This window comes from Vibrio sp. Vb1980 (genome assembly GCF_033338615.1).
GTDB lineage: Bacteria > Pseudomonadota > Gammaproteobacteria > Enterobacterales > Vibrionaceae > Vibrio > Vibrio alginolyticus.
Genome location: NZ_JAWOSZ010000013.1, coordinates 62,825 through 84,652 on the forward strand (window position 1 = coordinate 62,825; position 21,828 = coordinate 84,652).

The window sequence follows — 21,828 nt, forward strand, 5'->3', positions numbered from 1 at the left end:
GTTCAATCTGCAATCGTTGTTCAATAGAGTTATTGAAACAAAAGGAAAAAGTTATGAACACGATTCAACAACTGCTCTTGGAGTTTTGCCAACTCAATGAGTTGCCCGAACTGAATTTTGAAGAAAATGAACGTTGTCAGCTACTGGTCGATGATCGCTACATGTTGTATTTCATCGCGACAGATACGGATGATTTGATGTTGTCTGTAACGTTCGGAGGGTTAGAAAAATCCGGTGAACAACGACTAAAAGGTTTAGAGCTTCTTGCTCATGCTAACTATCAAGGAATTGGTAGTGGCAACCTCACACTTGCTTTGGCTCCAAACGGTCGACAGCTTGTCTTAGCAGGACGTAAACCCGTTGAGCATCTAAATACGACGAACCTTACCGCTTGGTTTCACGAAGTTATTGAACAGGCCGAGCTGTGGCAAGCGCGTTTCGCAATGTTGGATCAAGCGATTCCAACCACCTCTAATCATGAACAAGCTCATGTTCAATCACTTCGTGTGTAGGAGAGAAAAATGGTTAATACAACACAAAAAATCAGCCAAAGCCCAGTACCTGATCTAGAACAGTTTCGTGCAGTTGCTGCGCAAAAAGATGACCGAGTGATCAGTAAAAGAGGTGAAGTAAAAGAACCTTCCACATTCCACAAAGGTCATAAGTTTGCTTCTATTCACGAAGGCGTATTGAGAAGCAAATACACTAAGTTTTTCCAAGAAAACATCAAAACTCACCTTGATTTAAAGCAGGCGCTACTTAAGCAAGAAAAACCTGAGGTTGCGCTGTTGGCTTACTCCCTAGTGAGTCCTTCAGGCTATCGCGGTGAGCCACTTACTGAGCGTAAAATCTTAGAAGTTGTCAGCCTATTGGATGAAATAAAAGTGAGCAGCGATACGTACCAGCAGCTTAAAAATACGTTTGATGCGATCAGCAAAGATCCGCGTATGCAGGTGAGTTTAGAAGCCCAGTATCCAGGAAAAATGGATGGCTTCGCTGCTGAACTGTTACAGATGGGCAAAGAAAAGCTAAAAGGTTCTGGTGTGAACGCCGTTATTAACTTGGCATTACCTGGCGTTGGCTTATTGATTTCTACAGGTAGAGAGTTGCACAAAGCGGCCGTAAATGGTGATGCTGAGGCTTACCATCATCAGTTAGAACAAATTTCACAGCTGCCAGGGCGAGATCAACGTCTTTCTATGCCGATGCAGCAAACCTTGGCTCAAGGTCATGCGATACTGTCGGCTGAAGGTGGCATTGGAGCTACGTTAGGTATGGCGACGGGGAGCCTGGGCACGTTCGGTGTTAGCTCTGTAGCAACGGTGGGCGTCACACCGATAGCAAAAGAGGCAATCGGTTCTGCGGCAACGACTGCTATCATGAGCGGCGGTGGTTTTGTGGCGAACCAAGCTGGAGCATACGGACTAAATACAGAAGTCAAAGAACAACTCATGCAAGGTGAGATGTCTGGTGTTTTACCAAGGCTTGAAGTTTCTAATGCTAAAGGAGACTTTACCTTCAGTATGCAAGATCCGGCTTCTGTCCGCGCATTAATGGCGTACCTTGGTCCTAAGGAGAATACTGCAATGACTTCTCCTCAAGCGCCTAAAGAGGCACAAGAGATGGAAACCGCTCGATTAACACTGAAAAAGATGTTGGGTTCAGAGCCAAGTGAGCACTTGGTTCCTGACGTAGACTCTATCTTGAAGCTAAGCCCAGAGGATGCACCAAGTAAAACCGAGTCTATTGCTAACGGGGCGTTTAAAAAACTGTTAGGAGAAGATTGGGATTGGCTCATGCCAGCTGTTCGAGCGATTGATAAAGGGGAAGCAAGTAAAATAAACGAAAAGCTCACCTACAAGCTCCCCCTAGATGCAGCAAACGGACGAGTTTATCTTGATAAATGCCCAAACCTGAGTGACGTCCAGTTAGGTGCGCTAGAAAAATTAGGCTCACCAAGTCAATTGCGATTGATGTACTTGGCAGAAGGCTGGGTGTAATTTCAAATGGTAAAGTAGGGAGTAGGTGCTGCTCCTTACTTTATCTACCGTCAGCGTTACTTTTTGGGGCTGGCTCATCGCCATTGAATTTAATTTTTCGACTGAAGAAACAAACACACAAGTGTCAACGTTATACCAACCCAACCAATGAGAGAAATTTCTTCCCCAACAATCGCAACTGCTAGTGCTGCTGCGATAACAGGTTCAAATAGCGTGAGTATGCTAGCTCCGCTGGCTGTAACAAATCGTAACCCAAACCCAAAAGCGACGTAACCTAACCCCATTGGAATCAAGGCCATGTAGATCATGACCGTCGTATTAGTTGATGATGCAAATAGATTATCGCCCGTGATGAAAAGTGTTGGTAGAAGCAAAACTCCACCAATACCAAAAACACTTCCCATGGCCGTTTGCGATTCAATGCCGTGGTCAATCATAGCCTTTACTCCCCATGAGTAAATGGCGTACGTTAGACCTGCCAATAGGCCAAGTAATACACCCCAATGCTTCATATCCTGATCAAATAAGCTATTTGCGGATGACTCAGAAGCCAGTAACAAGGTAATGCCAATGACCCCGATTGCGAAACTCATCATCCAGCGCTTGGTTATGGTCTGATTTCGGCTAAAGAGGCACTCTAACAAAGCAGAAAAGAAAGGTGCAGTGGAGATAGAAACAACCGTACCAATAGCCACACCGGCGAATCGCATTGATGAATAAAAAGCCAGTGGGTAGGTGGCTAAGGCGATAATACTAACCAGTAACGTTTTCTTCTTATGTACGACTTTTCGAAAATCTCTCTTCAGTGACTTCGCAGACAGACATGCTTGCATAAATCCACCAATACCCATAGAAAATGCGCCAATGGCGAGAGCACTGACATCCGGTGCCAAGCTGGCAGCGGTGCCCGTCGTTCCCCACAGGGTTGAAGCAAAAAGTATGGATAAAGTTCCTAATTGATAGTCGGTGAAATGTTTTTTTAACACTGTAATTTCTACCTAGTGAATGGCTGTTTTAGGGTAGAAAGAATAAAAGAAAGCGATAGAGATTTTTGTGCTGAAAAGACGGAATACTTGTTCCAGAAGACTATTCTAGTGACTATCGGGAAAACTCTCTAGGAGACATACCAAAATGCATTGAAAACCGTCGACTAAACGCGGAAAGGTCACTATAGCCAACTCGTTCAGCTATCAACTGAACTGGAAGGTCTGTATGAGTCAGTAGTGCTTTGGCTTTTTCCATACGTTGTAGTGTAATGTACTTATGGACGCTCACTTTTAGCTGCTCTTTAAAAAGCTTTTTAAACTGCGTCGGACTCAAGCAAGCGGCATTCGCTAATGAGGCAATGGTGAGTGGCTGATCAAGCTGCTCGGCGATCACAACCTGTACATCTCGAATACGCGAATCTACGGAGCGAGACCGCTTTTGCTGCTCTAGCAACAGATAGAAGGTTGCAACCATTGAGTTTTCAATTTCATCATTAACCTGATACTCAAGTTGCTTTTCGACAAACTGGATAAAGCTCAGTAGAGGCGGGCTAATCGAAAACACAGCCACACTATTATCCATCAAATGAGTGGGCAAAGTGGTCATATCCGCAACAATAAAGCGTGATGACTCTTCGGCATTAAAACCGTGGGCACAACTTTTGGGGATGACTATGCAGTCGCCAACCGCCACCTTTCCGACATAACTATCCATATCAATATGTATGTTGCCCTGGAGAGGAAGCACCAGTTGATGATAATCACTATGAGTATGTCGGCTCATACGTTTCGTGTAGGAGCGAATGCTTAAGTTAGATTTCATAAAAAACAACATACAGTTAAAGAATACCGCATTATAGCGTTGAAAGTATCGAGGTTGAAAGCTGGGCAGTTGTAAGCCCAGATCTTGAATGGGATGTGGTTTGTTAGTCCGCCTCGGACTCTAACGAAGCCAACCAACGAAGCACTTCCGCAGTTGCCTCAATAAGATCACTTGGGATGTACTGGTCGACGTTACCGTCGGCGTATAGTGCACGAGCAAGAGGGACTTTTTGCATCACAGGCACGCCTTCCTCTTTAGCGATTGCGACCATACGTTTGGCTACCGCATCGGTTTCCATCAAAGTGATGACGGGCAGAGGCGTTTCGCCTTTCTTGTAATAAAGGCCAACCGCGATATGTGTTGGGTTTGTAACTAATACATTAGAACGTTTAACGTTTTCGCGTTGATTGGAGGCTTGTAGCTCTTGGTGCAACTGACGACGTTTGCTTTTTATTTCTGGACTGCCTTCCATCTCTTTGTATTCGCGCTTCACTTCGTCCTTGCTCATTTTGAGCTTTTTCGTGTGATCAAACTTCTGGTACGCAAAATCTGCTGCAGCGATGACGATGAAGCCTACCGAAGAGATAATCATTAATTGTTTAATCATGACGCCAGTAATGGTCGGGACACATTCTAGCCCACAAGTTGGAATTTGCATTAAAGCGTTGATGTTACCGCGTAATGTCACCCAGATAATGCAGGAAAGAAGAGAGACTTTAAGGATCGACTTGATAAACTCAATCACACTCTTGAGGGAAAAAATGCGTTTGGCCCCTTCGACGGGATTGATCTTTTTGATGTCGGGTTTAACGGATTCACCACTAAATAGGAACCCGAACTGCCCCATATTGGAAAAGATGGCGACGAGTGCAGCAACCAGAATAATCGGAGCGAGTAGATAGGCAATTTCTTTTGCGATGGCGATAGCGACATCGACTAGCGCATCTTGGAAACCCTGATAAGCAAGCTTACTTGGTAGGAGAATAAGCTCTGAGATGTGCGACATGTAATAATCGGCGAACGCAAACAGTACAATTATGAGCGCCAAAATTAATGCAGACGATACGATTTCTTGGCTTTTGGCAACCTGACCTTTCTGTCGAGCATCGCGTAACTTTTTTGCGGTGGGTTGCTCTGTTTTTTCTGCACTCATAAAGAATCCTAAGCGTTATTGCCAAATGGTATTGAGTTGTTCTGCGAATCGGGTAATGCCGTAAAACTGTACTTCAAAGTGATCCATCATTATTCCGAGATACACGATCAGTAAAACACTCGCGATGGCACTTTTTATTGGCATGGCAAGGAAAAAAACATTCAATTGCGGTGCAAAACGACTGATAAGCGCCAGACCAAACTCAGCAAGAAACATTGCCAACACTAGTGGAGCGGACATCAACACACCAAGCCACATAAGCTGTTCAAATTGCGCGTAGAAGAAGCTCACCCATGCGTCGCTAACGGTTGGGAAAAAGTCCACGATCGGCCAAGATGTATAGCTTTTGAATAACGCATAGATAAAAGTGACAAAGCCCCCGCCAGAGAAGAACAGGGTAATCAGCGTTTGGGTCAGTAATACCGCTGTTGGTGTGGATTGTGAGCCTAGCGTTGGGTTAAACATACTTGCCATGGCAGCCCCACGTTGGTTGTCGACCAGAAAACCGGCCGCTTCTATCGCCCAAAAGGGGATAGCAGCAACAAATCCTATCAATAGCCCAATTAATACCTCCTTACCCAAAATCATTATCAGCCAAATGCCGTCGGTTTCTGCAGGCAAGGTTTGCTGATTAATCATCGGAAATATAAACAGTGCGAGTGAGCAAAGCACACCATTTCTCACCATGGTGCCGCCTAACATTTGCTTGCTCAAAATAGGCAAAAAGATGAAGCATGCCATTAACCGAGGTAACGTCAGGCTGTACAAAAATAAAGCCTGGTGTAAGTCGTGATAACTCATCGTATTTGAGGAATTTTATCCATAGCAAGCGAGGCGAAGGCGTGGAGCTCTGCCCCTAGCCATTGCGTTGTGACGAACAGCGTAATAATGACCGCGATAAGCTTGACCACAAAGCCTAACGTTTGTTCTTGGACCTGAGTTAACGCCTGAATAAGCGACACCAATGTACCAACCAATGCTGCGACTAAAATCGGCGGTAATGACAAGTACAACACTAGGGTTAATGCTTGGGTCGTGAAATGAATGATTTCAGCAGAATGCATACTTTCTCCGTGATTAACCGTAACTCAACACTAAGCCATGGGTGAGCTTTGTCCAGCCGTCAAGCAAGACAAAAAGCAACAATTTGAAGGGGAGGGAAATCGTCATTGGCGATACCATCATCATCCCCATCGCGAGTAGGATATTCGACACAATTAGGTCAATAGCGATGAACGGTAAGTACAACAGAAAGCCAATTTCAAAAGCGCGAGTAAGCTCGCTGACGGTAAATGCGGGCAGTAAGAGCAATAAGCTGTCCGACTCTAAACGGTCTACGTACTTCTGTGGCCACAATGTGCGTGCAGCATCAGTGAAGAATATGGCTTCGGTTTCCCGAATATGCTTTTTCAAAAATTCTCGATAAGGCTGTAAACCGCTTTCAATGAGGCCTTCTACACTTGCAGAATCTTCAAGGGAGATATCATGCTGCTTTACGTAGTCGTAGGTTTCAAACCCGACGGGAGCCATGATGAAAATTGACAGAATGATAGCCAATCCGTAAAGCGCCATATTCGGCGGAATTTGCTGTACACCGAGAGCGTTACGCAGCAGTGAGAATACAACGGCGAGTTTCACAAACGACGTCGCCATCATAGCGATAAATGGGATCAGTGCCAGCAGTGCTAAGCTGACAATGAGATTGAGCTCGTCGGGTAACTGGATCATGCTGGCTCCTGCGTGCCACCGAACAGCTCCAGTACGCGCACACCTAAATGTTCGTTAACATTAACAAGTTCACACTCACCAATGATTTTGCCGTTGGCACGCAATGTTACCGGCTTAGATACAGGCTGGTTTAGCTCGAATACGTATCCTGGCTGAAGCTGGTTAAGCTGCTCTAGCGTGATGGTTTGATGGCCGATATCAAACGTGAGTTCCACAGGCAGTTGCTGGTGGTCGGTTAACATTTCTGAAGTGTTTACGTCATTCATATTGGTTTCTTTTTCAATAATGTGAAGAGTTTGGTCATCTAGCTGGCAGCGCCAGAGATTCTGGTTAGATACTTGAAAAATGGCTTGTTGCTTGGCGATGTAACCATCGTCAAAAAAGATGACATCTCCCAGCTCGAGCGAATTAAATTCGCTTAACGTCAAATGGGTCCTTCCAAGACTTAACCACACAGGTAAAGCGAGGTGTCGAGCTTGTAGAGCAGCGCTGTTTGGTAGCGCATCCAACAACACGTCTGATCCTTCGCTAACCCACAAACAAAGAGAGCCGTTAGGCTTATTGAGGGTTAACATTAAAGTATGCTCTTGGGCCTGGCTCGCCTCTAACGGCTGTAGTTGACTAAGAATGGGTAACTGACCAAATAGCGCTTTGATTGCCTCACTATGCGGTTCTATCTGTGAGCTCAAAAGTGCTAACTGGAGGGAGTTAGGCAGGGACTCAAACGCAGTAGCATTTAGGGTCGATTTCAGCCAATGTTGGAGCTGCGCACGAGAAAAGTCTACTTGTAGGGTTTGCCCTCCAATCAACGTGGTTAAACGGAACCCTTCAAATGAAGGGATTTGAGCAACAGTAATCGATACGCTCTGACCATCAGTCCCTTGGAAGTGGCACTGTTTTGCACAAAGTTGATTGCTGAGCGCGATACTTTCTGCATCCACTTTGGGTATTATTAACGGTGTCATAGGTCATTCTCCGCTTGCCATTCTTCATACACGCTGCGTTGTTGGCGTGAGTGTTGTTGTTCATGTTGTTGTTGATCGAGCTGTTGAGTTTGTTCGCTGATCGCTAAGCGAAGTGGCTGCTCACCACCGAATCGGTTTAGCCGTTCAGCAAGATCTTGTCTAGCTTGCTGGCTAATAATGGAAAGGGCATGCTCTTGTCGAATCGTCACGCTATACCCTTGAGCGTCCAACTTGATGTGGATTTCGCCACCTTTTAATTGTCCTTCACTTAGAAACAGCCGAACCTCTTTGTTGTCCGATGCGGTTGGCAGAGCAACATAGATTTTATCCACCAATTGCTGGAGTAATTGGTTTACGTCTCGCGTTGGGCTTGGTTGAGCCTGCGAAGCAACACTTTTTAGGATGACATCGCCTTGTGTTACCGCACTTGCAAGGGGTTGAGAAGGCACTTTTTCTTCATCCGTTTTAACGGCGACTAGTGCGCTTTTCGTCACGATTTTTTCAAGAGGCTTGGTTTCAGGCAGGCCACCAGTTTGGTCTGGTCGTTTGCCTGTATTCTGTAGCGGCGGAGTTGCACGCTTATTGTGCGTTTTTTCAGTTTGCTTTTTCGTTAAGCCAACAATGTTAATCCCATATTGAGCGAGCTCTGTCTCTGTCGCACTTTGGGGAAGCAAGCCAGATTCAAGCGTAGAGAGACAATCCGGCGAGGTATGTTTATCCATCGGCGTCGGTTTATCTTCTTTCAAATGAGCTTGAGCTTGAAAGTGAGGATCAACACGCTCGGTAGAAGGGGAGCTTAGAACTGTGTCGCCATCGCTTTTTCCATCATTTTTAAGCAATTTATTGTTTTCGCTAATTATTTCTTCGCTATTTGCTGCGTCGTCTTGCGGTTTCTCTATATCTCTCTTAGTGACGACGTCACTTTTACCTTTTAAAGTGGAGGTGTTTTTGTCAGCGTTGGCTTCTTGGTTCGATGAGTTAGGTTTCTTATCTAGACCTTGAGATGTCTTATGCCTTAGCGGTATGTCTTCTTCGCCAGTATGATTTTTTTGGGGATTCGCAACGATAGACTCCTTTCCCTTGCTAGGCTTCTTCGTCATTGCATGCTCGAATTGTGATTGAAGCTCGGCCTCCTTCTCGAGAGGCGCTTGTTCTGGCGTTGATTTGTGCAGCGTATTCGATGCTTCAGTTGTTGGGGTAATGCGCATAGTGAACCTTTAGATAATGTCGACAGTGCGAAACTCTTCCTGTTCGAGTTCTTCTTGGTATTGCCTTTCTCGCGATTTTTCCGCGACTTCTTGTTGCTGCAACTGAACGAATTTTTCTTTGGTTTTATGGGCTTGTCGCGCCTCTTTTTGCTTTTCTTTAAGTGCCGAGCGTTCGATTTCAAGCGCTTTTTTTGACTCGGCCACACGTTGTTTAAGTTCGGCTTCTCTCTCTCTTAACAACGCGATTTCTTGTCTTAATGTTTCCAGCTCTTTGAGAACGAGCGTTTGTTGTTTTGCTTTAGCAAAACGTCGCTCTTCTTCTTCCTGGCGCCAAACGTGATAGTCCGCGACAGAACGTTCGGCCTTTTGAACCTGTGCTGCGGCGTTTGACACTCGGTATTCTTGACGCTTGACGGCTTTATCCGCACGGTCAGCGCGAATTTTTTTGATTTCTAATAAACGTTCTATCATTGTTTCGCCATCCCTTTAAGTTGAGCGATAGCGCCATCAAGATCGCTTGGTTCATGAGTGCCTTGGCGTAAAAAGGCGCGTATATCATCACTTTGTGCAATGGCCATATCTGCTAGGCTATCTGCGCCATGTTGGTATTCGCCAATTTTGATTAGCAGCTCAACTTCTTCATACTTAGCTAACATTTCGCGAATATGAGCAGCAGACGCCTGATGATCGGGTTCAACGATTTGATTCATCACTCGGCTTGCTGACCGAAGTACATCAATGGCGGGGTAATGGTTCATTGCCGCAAGCTTGCGCGAGAGAATGATGTGCCCATCTAAAATGGAGCGAGTTTCATCCGCGACAGGCTCTGTCATGTCGTCACCTTCCACCAACACGGTGTACAGTGCTGTAATTGATCCTTTGTCTGATTGTCCAGCTCGTTCCATCAGCTTTGGCAAAGCGGCAAAAACGGAAGGCGGATAGCCACGTCGTGTTGGTGGCTCGCCTGCGGCTAGTCCAATCTCCCTCTGTGCGCGGGCGAAACGCGTTACAGAATCCATCAGCAGTAGCACGCGTTTACCTTGGTCACGAAAATATTCTGCGATAGAAGTGGCAACAAAAGCGGCTTTGGCGCGCTCCATTGCTGGGCGATCAGAGGTAGCGACCACTAAAACCGATTTGGCCATTCCTTCTTCGCCTAGGTCATGCTCAATAAACTCGCGCACTTCGCGTCCGCGTTCACCAATTAAGGCGAGAACGGTCACGTCAACTTCTGCGGAGCGAATCAGTTTTGCCAGTAGGGTACTTTTACCCCCGCCAGCCGCTGCAAAAATACCCATGCGCTGACCTTCACCACAGGTCAGTAGCCCATCAATGGATCGAACGCCAAGAGAGATTGGCTTTTCAATCAGTTTACGTTGCATTGGTGGTGGCGCATCGCGATAAACAGGATACCAAGCACTTGGTTCCTGACTTTGCGTACCATCGAAAGGACGCCCAAGCCCGTCAAGCGTTGTACCTAACAGGTGGTCGCCAACACCCACTTCGTGCATTTTGCCCATTGGGCTTACTTCTGTATTTGAGGAAATCCCAAACATATTTCCTAATGGGGTGAGCAGAGCGTGATGCTGCTGGAAGCCAACCACTTCCGCTAACAAAGACAGAGTTTGATCGGGATTACGCAACTCACACAGTTCACCTACACGAACGCCAGGGACGACAGCTTTGATAATGGTGCCGGTGACTTGTGTAACGCGCCCGCGAATTTGGATCAAACGCGTGTGTTTAATCGCAGATTGTTGGATATCAGTGATGTATGAGAAATCGTTCAAGGTAAAAATATGCGCAATGATTGATGCTGAGAGGATAGAAAGTATAAGAATCAATTTATAGTGAATATCAGTCGGGAGTTTTTAGAAAACTGAAAGCGCACTAAAAAAACACGTCTGATTTTGACAGCTTCAACAAAGCGCACTTCCTATAATTCGCCTGTATTGTGCGGAAGGAGTGCAAGTGAATGAGTATTATCAACAATCATATCGCAACAAATCCAAAGTTTGATGCGTCTATCCAAAACGGGTTGGAATCGTCTCGTCCCGACGTTTCACAAAAAGGCAATTATCGCGGTGAAACCGTCCGTGTTCACAATGCCACACAATCACTTTTTGATGCGATGGAAGAACTCACTTCACTCGGTTCCGAAAAAGCAGAGAAAGATCTGACCAAGCGCAAAGTGAAAGACAGTGGTGTTCGAGTTAATGAAGCACATGAACTCGTTTCGGACTACTTAAGAAAAGTCCCTGATCTTGAAAAGAATCAAAAAATCAAAGATTTGGCTACAAAAATGGCGGGAGGAAATATCTCGACCATCGCGCAATTACAAGCCTACTTGAATGGGTTTTCCGATGAGAAAAGCCATCAATACCTAGCCCTAAAAGCCGTTAAAAAGTTTTTGAGTGCGAGTCCAGAAAGTAAACACCTACTAGCGCTGATTGACCAAGCACTTCTAAGAATCGAGCAAAACCCAGATACATGGTCTCAAATTGATACGGAAATCCGTGTCTCAAATTTTGCTGATGAATACAGCCAAGAGCAAGAGTTTAGCTCTTTGCATCAGCTGCGCGGCTTCTACCGCGATACCGTTCATAGTTATCAAGGGCTCGGCGCGGCTTATCAAGATGTTGTGGCGCGCTTTGGTGAGCAGGAGGTATCGACCGCTGTTGACTTTATGCTGCAAGGCATGAGTGCAGATCTTAGTGTTCAAGGTAGCAGTATCGATTCGGTTAAGTTGAAGTGGTTGATGTCCGATATGCAAAAACTCAAAACTCTAAATACGTTGCAAGATCGTGTGAGTCAGCTGTTCCAAATGTTTAAACCGGAAAGGACGAATTATGGCTTATCAAGTTTCTAATTTGATGGCTGATGTGATTGCGTTGGTAGAGCAGCGATGGGTAAGCAGTGATGAGATATGGAAAGTCGCCAACGCAATGGAATTGACGGCGGTAGAACAAAAAATCGATTTTTTTCGAGAGTTCCATAAGTTAGTTCGCGCAATCCCAATTGACGTATTCGCCGATGAAGAACAACGACAGAATTTAATCCAAGCGGTACAAAAGGCGCTAGACGAAGCCATTGATATAGAAGAAGAGGAAGCGTGGGAAGATGAGTTGGATTGATGCATCCGTCGATGAATTTTGCCGAGGAATGGGGCTCGATGCCGTCGATTTCTCATCAGCTGGACGGGTGCAGCTGGGTTTTGAGCAAAGTGGTACGCTGCATATTGAGCGACAGGGTGAGCAGTTATTCTTGATGTTGTCTCGAGCGTTATCTTGGCATCAAACCAGTGACATGATTCAAAGTGCACTGTGTTTGTGTCATGCCGATCAAGGCTGGCCTTTCGAAATTAAAACCGGCTTGTTAGATGAACAAACTCTGGTTTTTTCAGCAAGGCTAAAAGGAGAAGAAGTAACACTTCCGACCTTAGAGCAAGCGTTTACGCTTTTGGCTCGTCTACATAACGATGTGGCAGGCTCATGACTCGAGTCAGCACTTTAAACGTAGGCATCGAAGCCTTTACGCATGTTACTCATAGTGAAGTTAAGGCCGATTTCCCAGAGCGATTTCAATTGCTTCCTGATGGTCAGGCGGTCGCTACACATTTAGAGAAGCTCTATGATCTCAGGCCTTCAGACCAATATCTCATCGCGTTAACTAAGCCCAAGCTGCTGCACTCAGAGTTGTTGCGTCCAGAAAAATACCGTCAACAATTTGATGAAACGTTAGCTCAGCTGCAAGTTCTTGCACAGGATTCAGGCTCCGCTTCTTTTATCAAAGCATCTGAAACGCTACAAAGTACGCAACTAGATCAGCGTTACCTCACTATGGCGCTCAATCTCCTTATTCAGGTCTAACCAACATGTTGAGATCCAAAGACATTGAACTCTTACTTGTTCACGCTGCGCTACAAGTTCAATACCAAAAGCCAGAGCATGCCATTTCTATTCTCGATGCGGTTCTAGAAATAGAACCGCAGCACAAAGAGGCGATGCAAACACTTGCTGTGGCGTGTTTACAAAGTGGTCGATATACCCGGGCGATTGAGGTGTGTGAGCACTTATTAAAATCTGACCTTCATCCTGACTCGGCAGGACTCTGGTTTTGTTTAAGCCAAGCGCGTTGGAAACAAAATGACGTCGATGGGGCACGCCAAGCGCACCGACGCTATCTGCAATCTTTAAATAGTGAATCACATGAATAAGTTGATCGATATTCTAAACAAAGTAGGGCAACGCAAAGACATCATGCTTGCGGTGATGTTACTCGCGATCGTCTTTATGATGATATTGCCACTTCCTACCGCACTGGTGGATGTGCTGATTGGTACCAACATGAGCATTGCGGTGGTGCTGCTTATGTTAGCGATTTACATCACCACGCCACTTGAGTTCTCTGCATTTCCTGCGGTGCTATTGATCACGACATTGTTTCGTCTGTCTTTATCTATCACGACAACCCGCTTGATCTTGCTACAAGGCGATGCTGGTCAAATCGTTTATACATTCGGTAACTTCGTTGTGGGCGGTAACTTAGTGGTCGGTATCGTTGTGTTCCTGATCATTACCATTGTTCAGTTTATGGTGATCACCAAAGGCTCAGAAAGGGTAGCAGAAGTTAGTGCGCGCTTCTCACTCGATGCGATGCCTGGTAAGCAGATGAGTATTGACGGTGACATGCGTGCCGGAGTAATTGACGTACACGAAGCTAGGCACCGACGATCACTGATTGAAAAAGAAAGCCAAATGTATGGCTCGATGGATGGCGCGATGAAGTTCGTTAAAGGCGACTCCATTGCGGGTCTGGTCATCATTGTGGTCAACATCTTAGGTGGCGTCACGATCGGGGTAACGCAAAAAGGCATGAGTGCTTCTGAAGCACTTGAATTGTTTGCGATTTTGACCGTTGGCGATGGTTTGGTATCGCAGATCCCGGCACTCTTTATCGCGATTACCGCCGGTATTATCGTGACGCGTGTTTCTCATGAAGATTCTTCTGATCTTGGGTCGGACATTGGTGGGCAGGTCATTGCTCAGCCACGTGCGCTTCTTATTGGTGGTGTGCTTTTGGTGCTGTTCGCACTCATCCCTGGGTTTCCAAAAATCACTTTTCTGGTCTTGGCCGCCGTGGTTGGTGGTGGTGGTTTCTTCCTTTTCTATCAACAGAAAAAACAAGCTGAATCAGATAGCACCGACTTATCAAGCTTTGTTTCGCAAGGGGCCGGTTCGCCAGCAGCGAAGCCAAACAAACCCACTCCATCTAGAAACAGTAAAGGCAAATTAGGTGAGCAAGAAGAGTTTGCCATGACGGTCCCACTCTTGATCGATCTTGACGCGAGCCTTCAGGAAAGCTTGGAAGCGGTCGCATTAAATGAAGAGCTAGCAAGGGTTAGACGCGCACTATATCTCGACCTAGGCGTGCCTTTCCCAGGCATCCACCTGCGCTTTAACGAGGGGATGCAAAATGGCGAGTACTTAATTCAGTTACAAGAAGTCCCGGTTGCACGAGGACGAATTGTTAAAGATCAACTCTTGGTGACAGAAGGGAATGAACAGATCGATTTATTAGGCGTGCCTTATGAGCAAGATGAAGATTTTCTACCCGGTATTTCTAGCATTTGGGTGGCACAGAGTTATGAGCAAAAACTCGTAGCCAGTCATGTCGGTTTTCTCACACCCGACAGGATTTTAACGTACCACTTGTCTCATGTTCTTAAGGAGTACGCACAAGACTTTATTGGTATTCAGGAGACGCGTTATCTGTTGGAGCAGATGGAAGGCAGTTATTCGGAGCTAGTCAAAGAGGCCCAGCGTATTGTTCCGTTGCAAAAAATGACGGAAATCTTGCAACGCTTGGTTTCTGAAGACATTTCTATCCGAAACCTTCGCGTGATCTTGGAAGCGATGGTTGAGTGGGGCCAAAAAGAGAAAGATGTTGTACAGCTGACGGAGTACATTCGTTCCAGCTTAAAACGTTACATTTGCTACAAATACGCGAGCGGACAAAACATGTTGCCCGCTTACTTATTGGATCAAAATCTCGAAGACACAATACGCAGCGGTATTCGTCAAACCTCAGCAGGGAGTTACTTGGCGTTAGATCCGTCAGTAACGCAACAATTTGTCAGTGATGTGAAACAGACCATTGGTGACTTAAGCCGCATGCCGAATAAACCTGTGCTAGTTGTGTCTATGGATGTACGCCGATATGTGCGAAAGCTTATTGAATCGGAATACTACGATCTGCCCGTTTTGTCATTTCAAGAACTAACCCAGCAAATCAATATTCAGCCACTTGGAAGGGTGGGGATGTAATGAAAACAAAACTAATACTCTCGCTGGCGCAAGCGGGGATCGAAGTGACGCCATACTTTTGGCAACAAAGTGAAATTCAACTTGGTTATCGAATTGAAGTTGAGGGCTTAGAGCTCGTTTTTCGGGTGGAGGACGGTGAAATCATCATCGTTCTTCTGAAACGCGTTCGTCCAAAATTGGGGTTGAGTAACCCCTTTGCCGGCTTATTTCTCTTGGCTGAACATGCCATTCAACTTTATCCCTCCGATTGGGTCATTCGCGGCAACGTCGATGTGTTACGTGGTAGCAACATGAGCAGCCAGCGATTGGCACAGTTCTATCTAAAAGCATGCGGTGCAAGCCATGATGAGCTAGAAGACTGGTACTGTTTACGCCTAGCAGATTATAGACCTTTGAAAAAGTTGAAAAAGTAAAAACTCACGACTGTTACTGACAGCACCGATGAGATGACCCGCTTTAAGATAGGAATCAAGATGAAGCAACCGTTTACCGATGCGATTGAGAACGCTGAGCTTGCCATTAGAAAAGCTGAAGACAGAACCGATATTTTTAACGAGCTATTGGAAGGCTTAGGTGTTGGTCCTGTTGCGGGGGATGTTTTACTTGGCGGCATAAAAGCGCCAGTAGATACCATGAAACGTGCAGAGCAAGAGCTAATAGACGAAGTCCAGCGCCGCCGGCAGCAACAAACTCAGCTACAAGGTACGTCAGGTAAACGCAGAAAGCGTCCCACAGTGATGCGCGGCATGATGATTTAGAGGTTTGGAAATGACGAATATGAAAACGACTGGCTCTACGACAGGAGCAACAGACACAGCTGCGAGTAGTGCACCATTACCCACTTTCCAACAAAACTTGATAGAGGCATTTACCCCTGTACTGGGTGAAGCAGAGACTCAGCAACTTGCCTCGATAATCTCTTCATTGCCAACTATCTCGGGACAAACGGAATCACAAAGCATCGCGCTTTATGTTGATACGCTTGAAAACCTAAAAGCGAAAAATAACGCGTTTGCTGGTATATCATTGACCGACACCGCATCTGTTTGGATAAAGTCGCTACAAAGTGCTAACTCAGATGGCGAATTAACCGCAGCCGAGTTTAATGCTCAAACAAACCAAACGCTATCAAATCAGTTTCAGTCTCGGTTTAGTAAGTTACTGACGGAAAACGTAGATAGCTCGTTGTCTACTGAGTTTGTTAGTCAATTTAATCTGGGCACTCAGAGTAACCAAGCGGAGCAGATCGCCAACCTCTCCGAGACAGGTCTGGCTAATGCCACCAAAGAAATTTCTCTTTTTGTTGCAGAGCTTGCTAATCAAATGGGCTCCCGTGAAGTGAGAGATGCTTCTATTTCTTTTCTTCGCAATGCCTTTAGTAGCTTAGGTTCCGCTAATCTCGCGCAACTGAAGAGCTCGGATTTTCTGTTGACTAAAGAGTGTTTCGCTCTTCAAGTCTCAGCTCAATTAAAAAGTAGTTTTCAAGGCATCGGTATTACTTTAAGCACCGATGACGCAAGTGCGCTAGCTAGCAGAATTACCTGGACTCCTGGTATTTCTAAACAGCAGCTTAAAGAAGCGTTAGATGAAATGGCCGCTCAAGTGAAAGGCCAATATAGCGCAGCTTATGGTGAGGCGAGTGGAACGAACAATCTAAAAGCAGCACTTAATACTGTCATTGGTGGAACTGAGCCTTTGACCCTTTCTAGTCTGTTCGCCAACTTCGCGGTGAGTTTAACAAATATAGAAATCGACGACTTTTACCAGGACAGCGCGATAGCCGATGTCCAAAAAACACAAATAACGGCAGCTCAAGTTAATTTGATCAAAGAAAACACCGAACGAGATATCCGATTACAGTTTGAAAAAATAGTAAAAGGTGAATCTACCGGGGCTTCATTTACTGAGCGATACGAGGCATTGCGCAAGAACTTAGGAGCATTGAAAGAGCGTCTACTCAATATCACCGACAAAGAGAAAGCGGATCGCGAGGTGAGAGCAGAGCACTCTCTAACGGCTCGTGATTTGTTGGCCGTTGTTGAGTCCAGCATTGGAGACCGTTTTGATGAGCAAGTGCTGCTTGCACTAAATGAGCGTCGTGTTAACCGTTTAGAGAAACGTAATGACCAGAAAGAGGCATTAGAGGATCTCACAATACAGCTTAAAGTTTTTGGTGTTGTGCAATCAAAAATTCACTCTACGCAAAGTGTTGATGGGGTTTATAAACCGGGATATCCAGAAAGTAACTTCAAAGCGAGTGACTTTAACTACAGTAATCAAACGGATTTTGAAGCTTCACCTGAGTACAAGTATTTGACGGATAATAAGATAACAAACCATCGAGACTTCCTTCAAACACAAGGTATTACTATCGGTGATGGTGCGTCGTACCAAGACGAAGAGAAGTCTAAAAAACTGTCTAATTTTTCTAGTTCTGTCAGTGCTAAATCCAAGTTGCTTAACGATGAAGTGCAAATCAAAACCACTGAGCTGAACGACACCAGTTCTCAATACAACTCGACCGTTGAAGCGATGAACAAGTTTGTTCAGAAGTACCACAGTATTTTACAAGAAATCCTACGAGCCATTTAAGGATAACCAACCATGACTAAAACAAACGCGACCGATCCATCTCAAATGCAAGCAGAAGAACTGCTGTCTTTTTTGGAAGAGGGAGGCACGCTAAAAATGTTGCACGATGTGTCTCAGGACACCATCGAACATATTTATGCCGTAGGTTACAACTTTTTCCAATCGGGAAAGATTGAGCAAGCAGCGAAAGTATTTCAATTACTCAGCATGCTTGATCATTATCAGGCGCGATTTTTCATTGGCCTTGGCGCGGCTCGTCAGGAGTTGGGTGAGTATCTGCAGGCAATAGACGCCTACAGCTACGCAGCGCTAGTGGACGTAAATGATCCACGCCCACCTTTTCACTCTGCTGAATGTCACCTGAAACTGGAACAACTGACAGAAGCAGAGAGTGGGTTTTATAGCGCGAAGGAGATGTCTGCCGGAAAATCACAATATGCAGATTTGCATGAGCGTGCAGGCATCATGTTAGAAGCGGTGAGAAATAAAAAGGAGTAATTAGACTATGAGTTCTATTGCACTTGACCGCATCCAGACACAGGTTTATAGCCCTGAATCTGGCCAAGCCACGTTAGATAACGTGCAGAAAACGGTGTCTACAGCGACGCCTTCTGTGACGGTAGAAAACGTGAAGAGTAAAGATGCAGATGTACTGAACTCCGGAAAAGTAAAAGTTCAGTTAGATGCACCTAACGCAGCTGTTAGTGACAAAGTGAATGATTTGACGCTAAAAGCCATGGCACAGCTGCAAAAGATCGTCGATACCATTGCAAAATCTCTCCATGCAGTTGCAGACCAAACAGGTTCGATTGCCGTCAAAATCATCGCAGGATCTGCTGATGATTTTGAAGTAGAGCTTGCTGCTATCACGGATAAACTGAAAAGTGCTCAAAACGAGCTGAAAATTCAGGAAGTGAAGGTCGCAAAAGCTAAGCACGAAAAAGAGATGGTGGAAAACCAAGACAAAATCAAAGAATCGGAAGCCGCTGCAAAAGAAGCCCAAAAATCAGGCTTAGCAGCGAAGATCTTTGGTTGGATCAGTGCGGTGGTTTCTATTGTTGTTGGTGCCGTAATGGTGGCAACGGGTGTTGGTGCAGCAGCCGGTGCACTTATGATCGCTGGTGGCGTCATGGGAGCAGTGAGCATGGCGTTGCAAGAGCCAGCCGTTCAAGATGCGCTAAAAGAAGCGGGCGTAAATGTCGATGTGTTAAACAAAGTCGTAATGGCATTAGAAATCGCCGTCGCGGTTATCGGAGCTGTTGTGACGTTTGGTGGTGCAGCAGCTGGCGGTATCGCGAAACTTGCAGCGAAAGGTGCTGGTAAGGTAGCTCAAAAGGTCACGGAAATCGCTACGAAAGCCGCTGCAAACATGGCGAAAGTGGCGGATATGGGCACAAAAGCTGCGACAACAACAGCGAAAGCGATTCGTTATGGCGCAGAAACCGTTGATCTCGCCGTCAACGTGGGTAAAGGCGCAACGGACAGTGTCCACGCTGCTAACAATGCTCACGTGACAGAGATTCAGGCTGATATCACAGACCTTCGAGCCAAAATGACGTTAAGCCAGGCTGTCATTGATAAGCTCAAAGAAGAGATTGGTAAGTTGATGGAAGACTTCCAAGAGTTGATGAGCCTCATCATGCAAATGATTCAAGCGAAAAGTGAAACTATGCAAACGGTGTTAAGCCGTCCTGCAACGGTATAAGGAGTTTATTATGCTAGATAAAGTAGGCGGAACGGGTCGTGGTGAACTATACGGTTTAGGCGATACCATAAAAACCAACAAAGCAGAAAAAGCGCCGGAAACAAAGCTTGAAGCGGGCGCCGTTAAAAGCCAAAGTGAGTCAGGTGTTTCTGGTGCAGCACGCTACCAGTTAGAGACACCTAAAGCTCCTACAGTGAGTAACCAAGCTCAAGTTGTTGCAAACCTAATGAGCGCTCTTGCACCGACGGTGAGCTCATTAATGAGCACAACGATGAAAGCGCTTAACGGTGAGGAGGTGATCAAGTCACCATCAGATGCGGTATCACAATCGTTGACGCTATTAACATTGTTGTATCAAGTATCAAAGCTGAGCCGTGAGCAGCAAGTGCTACAACGTGAAATTGCTGTTGAAGCAAACGTCGCGAGTTTAGAAAGCCAAGCGGCAGAACTCAACAACTCGGCAAGCGCAATGATCGCGATGGCAGTCGTTTCGGGTGTATTAGCGGGAGCTACCGCAATTATTGGTGCCCTTGGTTCTTTCAAAGCAGGGAAAGAAATCAAGAATGAAATGGCGAGCAATAATGTACTGAAAACGCAAAAAGCTGGCTTCGATCAAGCAGAAGAGTTATTAAATAACAATAGCTTGTCTAAAACTCAGCAAGATCAGGTTAAGCGTGCGCACTCACTAGCGAAAGACAATATCGCAGACACGACAGCGCAGCTGACAAGTGGTGGCCGTAAGTTCGATAAGTTGATGAGCTCAAACCAAGCGAAGAACGCGATTCTTCAAGCTTTGGGCCAGATGGCAAACTCAGCATCGAATGTAGAGCAAACCAAAGCGCAAGCGCGCAGCAAAGATGATGAAGTACAAGCGACTCGCGCACAAGCAGCCAAACAGAAAGCCGATGAAAACATTGGTTTCCAAGAAGGTTTATTGAAAGAGCTACGTGACTTGTTCCGATCTATCTCAGATAGCCAGAACCAAGCGTGGCGAGCATCAGTCCCAACGGTGTAACCATCCGTTTCACTAACTACAAAGCGTTGTTTATACAACGCTTTTTTTATGGAATTCAAGTCTAAATGCTATTTATCAGTAGGTTAAGTTGATAAAAAAGTATATATCTATAAATCAACCTCCAAGGATGAGAACTCAAACGTTATCAAATTGTTAACGATTGCTATACTTAAACGGTCATCAACACAAGTAAAAGGGATGTTCAATGTTTAAGATTAAGCAAATCGCACTTGCGGCTTCTTTGGCTGCACTCACAACAGGCTTTTCTGCGTCTGCGGAGGAAACGTTTGTCACGATTGGTACCGGTGGAGTAACAGGGGTTTATTATCCGACTGGTGGCGCTATTTGTCGCTTGGTTAACAAATCGCGAGAAGATCACGGTATCCGTTGTTCGGTAGAAAGTACTGGGGGATCGATTTATAACATCAACACTATTCGTGCTGGTGAATTGGACCTCGGTATCGCGCAATCAGACTGGCAGTATCATGCTTACAAAGGAACCAGTAAGTTTGAAGAAAGCGGGCCTTTTAAAGAGCTGCGCGCCGTATTCTCCGTTCATCCAGAACCGTTTACTGTCGTTGCACGTAAAGACGCGAACATCAAAACTTTTGATGACTTGAAAGGTAAGCGCGTCAACATTGGTAATCCTGGTTCTGGTCAGCGAGGTACTATGGAAGTGCTAATGAACCAGTATGGTTGGAGTAACGACGACTTTAAGCTTGTCTCTGAGTTAAAAGCAGCAGAGCAATCAAAAGCACTTTGTGATAACAAAATTGATGCGATGATTTATACCGTTGGTCACCCAAGTGGAGCGATTAAAGAAGCCACTACGTCGTGTGATAGTAATATCGTAACGGTAGCTGGACCTAATGTAGAAAAACTGGTTGCAGACAACAGCTTCTATCGTGTCGCAAATGTCCCGGGTGGTATGTATCGTGGCACAGATAGTGATGTTCAAACCTTTGGTGTGGGCGCGACGTTTGTTTCCTCTACTGCTGTACCAGAAGATGTGGTTTATAACGTGGTTAAAGCGGTATTTGAAAACTTCGATGATTTCCGCCGTCTCCACCCAGCGTTTGCAAACTTGAAGAAAGAGGAAATGGTAAAAGACGGTTTATCTGCGCCTCTTCACCCAGGTGCGCTCAAATACTACAAAGAAGTAGGGCTGATTAAGTAAGCGTTACTTTCTCTTATTATTGATGTAAAACGCCATCTTTCTCGATCAATGCCACTCGTTTAACTGCGAGTGGCATATTTCTATCTCTCGTCATCCTGTACAGCGACGAAGGAGCGTGATACAGGATCTTCCATCCGAGCACTTTGTGAT

Annotated in this window: 25 protein-coding genes; 15 read left to right on the forward strand and 10 right to left on the reverse strand. The window is 45.6% G+C overall.

Annotated features, from left to right (window positions below; translation table 11 throughout):
* Positions 1-53: 53 nt before the first annotated feature.
* Together R7F64_RS17895 and R7F64_RS17900 are read left to right on the forward strand one after the other, a co-directional pair.
* Entirely contained in the window at positions 54-512 is a 459-nt protein-coding gene (locus R7F64_RS17895) for a CesT family type III secretion system chaperone (protein ID WP_318071948.1), read from the forward strand.
* 9 nt (positions 513-521) lie between these two features.
* A complete protein-coding gene (locus R7F64_RS17900) occupies positions 522-2,000 on the forward strand; it encodes a CesT family type III secretion system chaperone (RefSeq protein ID WP_318071949.1) in 1,479 nt (492 codons plus the stop codon).
* Between the two features lie 89 nt (positions 2,001-2,089).
* Here the strand turns inward: R7F64_RS17900 and R7F64_RS17905 are convergent, their stop codons facing one another.
* The 10 genes from R7F64_RS17905 to vscN all read right to left on the reverse strand — a co-directional run bounded on the left by R7F64_RS17905 (position 2,090) and on the right by vscN (position 10,653).
* The gene (locus R7F64_RS17905) at positions 2,090-2,992 is read right to left on the reverse strand and encodes a DMT family transporter (protein ID WP_412034470.1); all 903 of its coding nucleotides are present in this window, start codon (positions 2,990-2,992) and stop codon (positions 2,090-2,092) included.
* 106 nt (positions 2,993-3,098) lie between these two features.
* Positions 3,099-3,809, reverse strand: coding sequence for a helix-turn-helix domain-containing protein (locus R7F64_RS17910; protein WP_213871878.1), 711 nt, complete (start codon positions 3,807-3,809; stop codon positions 3,099-3,101).
* A 103-nt stretch (positions 3,810-3,912) separates the two neighbouring features.
* A complete protein-coding gene (gene vscU, locus R7F64_RS17915) occupies positions 3,913-4,962 on the reverse strand; it encodes a SctU family type III secretion system export apparatus subunit VscU (RefSeq protein WP_318071951.1) in 1,050 nt (349 codons plus the stop codon).
* A gap of 15 nt (positions 4,963-4,977) precedes the next feature.
* Positions 4,978-5,763 (reverse strand): type III secretion system export apparatus subunit SctT, encoded by a 786-nt coding sequence (sctT, locus tag R7F64_RS17920; protein WP_005387128.1) that lies wholly within the window; start codon positions 5,761-5,763, stop codon positions 4,978-4,980.
* The gene (vscS, locus tag R7F64_RS17925; protein WP_005377227.1) at positions 5,760-6,026 is read right to left on the reverse strand and encodes a SctS family type III secretion system export apparatus subunit VscS; all 267 of its coding nucleotides are present in this window, start codon (positions 6,024-6,026) and stop codon (positions 5,760-5,762) included. Before vscS ends, sctT begins: the two co-directional genes overlap by 4 nt.
* A 13-nt stretch (positions 6,027-6,039) precedes the next feature.
* On the reverse strand, positions 6,040-6,690 hold the full coding sequence (gene vscR / locus R7F64_RS17930) for a SctR family type III secretion system export apparatus subunit VscR (protein ID WP_005377232.1): 651 nt from the start codon (positions 6,688-6,690) through the stop codon (positions 6,040-6,042).
* Positions 6,687-7,655 (reverse strand): SctQ family type III secretion system cytoplasmic ring protein VscQ, encoded by a 969-nt coding sequence (gene vscQ / locus R7F64_RS17935; RefSeq protein ID WP_025768125.1) that lies wholly within the window; start codon positions 7,653-7,655, stop codon positions 6,687-6,689. Before vscQ ends, vscR begins: the two co-directional genes overlap by 4 nt.
* Positions 7,652-8,863, reverse strand: coding sequence for a type III secretion system needle length determinant (locus tag R7F64_RS17940; protein WP_318071952.1), 1,212 nt, complete (start codon positions 8,861-8,863; stop codon positions 7,652-7,654). The genes vscQ and R7F64_RS17940 overlap by 4 nt, the downstream gene beginning before the upstream one ends.
* Before the next feature lie 9 nt (positions 8,864-8,872).
* A complete protein-coding gene (locus R7F64_RS17945) occupies positions 8,873-9,334 on the reverse strand; it encodes a type III secretion protein (RefSeq protein ID WP_005377236.1) in 462 nt (153 codons plus the stop codon).
* Complete coding sequence (gene vscN / locus R7F64_RS17950) at positions 9,331-10,653, reverse strand: SctN family type III secretion system ATPase VscN (RefSeq protein WP_005377237.1); 1,323 nt, start codon at positions 10,651-10,653, stop codon at positions 9,331-9,333. The genes R7F64_RS17945 and vscN overlap by 4 nt, the downstream gene beginning before the upstream one ends.
* Positions 10,654-10,838: 185 nt before the next feature.
* On the opposite strand from vscN, the gene sctW reads away from it, so the two are divergent.
* The 13 genes from sctW to R7F64_RS18015 all read left to right on the forward strand — a co-directional run bounded on the left by sctW (position 10,839) and on the right by R7F64_RS18015 (position 21,678).
* Positions 10,839-11,732 (forward strand): type III secretion system gatekeeper subunit SctW, encoded by an 894-nt coding sequence (gene sctW / locus R7F64_RS17955; protein WP_005377238.1) that lies wholly within the window; start codon positions 10,839-10,841, stop codon positions 11,730-11,732.
* Positions 11,713-11,997 (forward strand): TyeA family type III secretion system gatekeeper subunit, encoded by a 285-nt coding sequence (locus R7F64_RS17960; protein WP_005377239.1) that lies wholly within the window; start codon positions 11,713-11,715, stop codon positions 11,995-11,997. Before sctW ends, R7F64_RS17960 begins: the two co-directional genes overlap by 20 nt.
* Positions 11,984-12,358 (forward strand): type III secretion chaperone SycN, encoded by a 375-nt coding sequence (gene sycN / locus R7F64_RS17965; RefSeq protein WP_318071953.1) that lies wholly within the window; start codon positions 11,984-11,986, stop codon positions 12,356-12,358. Before R7F64_RS17960 ends, sycN begins: the two co-directional genes overlap by 14 nt.
* A complete protein-coding gene (gene vscX, locus R7F64_RS17970; RefSeq protein ID WP_005377246.1) occupies positions 12,355-12,732 on the forward strand; it encodes a type III secretion system protein VscX in 378 nt (125 codons plus the stop codon). The genes sycN and vscX overlap by 4 nt, the downstream gene beginning before the upstream one ends.
* 5 nt (positions 12,733-12,737) lie before the next feature.
* A complete protein-coding gene (gene vscY, locus R7F64_RS17975; protein ID WP_005377248.1) occupies positions 12,738-13,079 on the forward strand; it encodes a type III secretion system chaperone VscY in 342 nt (113 codons plus the stop codon).
* Entirely contained in the window at positions 13,063-15,189 is a 2,127-nt protein-coding gene (gene vcrD, locus R7F64_RS17980) for a SctV family type III secretion system export apparatus subunit VcrD (RefSeq protein ID WP_086013853.1), read from the forward strand. The genes vscY and vcrD overlap by 17 nt, the downstream gene beginning before the upstream one ends.
* A complete protein-coding gene (locus R7F64_RS17985) occupies positions 15,189-15,602 on the forward strand; it encodes an LcrR family type III secretion system chaperone (RefSeq protein ID WP_005377252.1) in 414 nt (137 codons plus the stop codon). The genes vcrD and R7F64_RS17985 overlap by 1 nt, the downstream gene beginning before the upstream one ends.
* Positions 15,603-15,662: 60 nt before the next feature.
* Positions 15,663-15,947 (forward strand): LcrG family type III secretion system chaperone, encoded by a 285-nt coding sequence (locus R7F64_RS17990; protein WP_005377254.1) that lies wholly within the window; start codon positions 15,663-15,665, stop codon positions 15,945-15,947.
* Positions 15,948-15,957: 10 nt separating this feature from the next.
* Positions 15,958-17,781, forward strand: coding sequence for a virulence-associated V antigen (locus R7F64_RS17995; protein ID WP_318071954.1), 1,824 nt, complete (start codon positions 15,958-15,960; stop codon positions 17,779-17,781).
* Positions 17,782-17,793: 12 nt separating this feature from the next.
* A complete protein-coding gene (gene vcrH / locus R7F64_RS18000; RefSeq protein ID WP_005377258.1) occupies positions 17,794-18,279 on the forward strand; it encodes a SycD/LcrH family type III secretion system chaperone VcrH in 486 nt (161 codons plus the stop codon).
* A gap of 7 nt (positions 18,280-18,286) precedes the next feature.
* Positions 18,287-19,486, forward strand: coding sequence for a type III secretion system translocon subunit VopB (gene vopB / locus R7F64_RS18005; RefSeq protein ID WP_318071955.1), 1,200 nt, complete (start codon positions 18,287-18,289; stop codon positions 19,484-19,486).
* Between the two features lie 10 nt (positions 19,487-19,496).
* A complete protein-coding gene (gene vopD / locus R7F64_RS18010) occupies positions 19,497-20,501 on the forward strand; it encodes a type III secretion system translocon subunit VopD (RefSeq protein WP_005377262.1) in 1,005 nt (334 codons plus the stop codon).
* Positions 20,502-20,706: 205 nt separating this feature from the next.
* Positions 20,707-21,678, forward strand: a complete 972-nt coding sequence (locus R7F64_RS18015) for a TAXI family TRAP transporter solute-binding subunit (protein WP_318071956.1) — start codon at positions 20,707-20,709, stop codon at positions 21,676-21,678.
* The last annotated feature ends 150 nt before the right edge of the window (positions 21,679-21,828 follow it).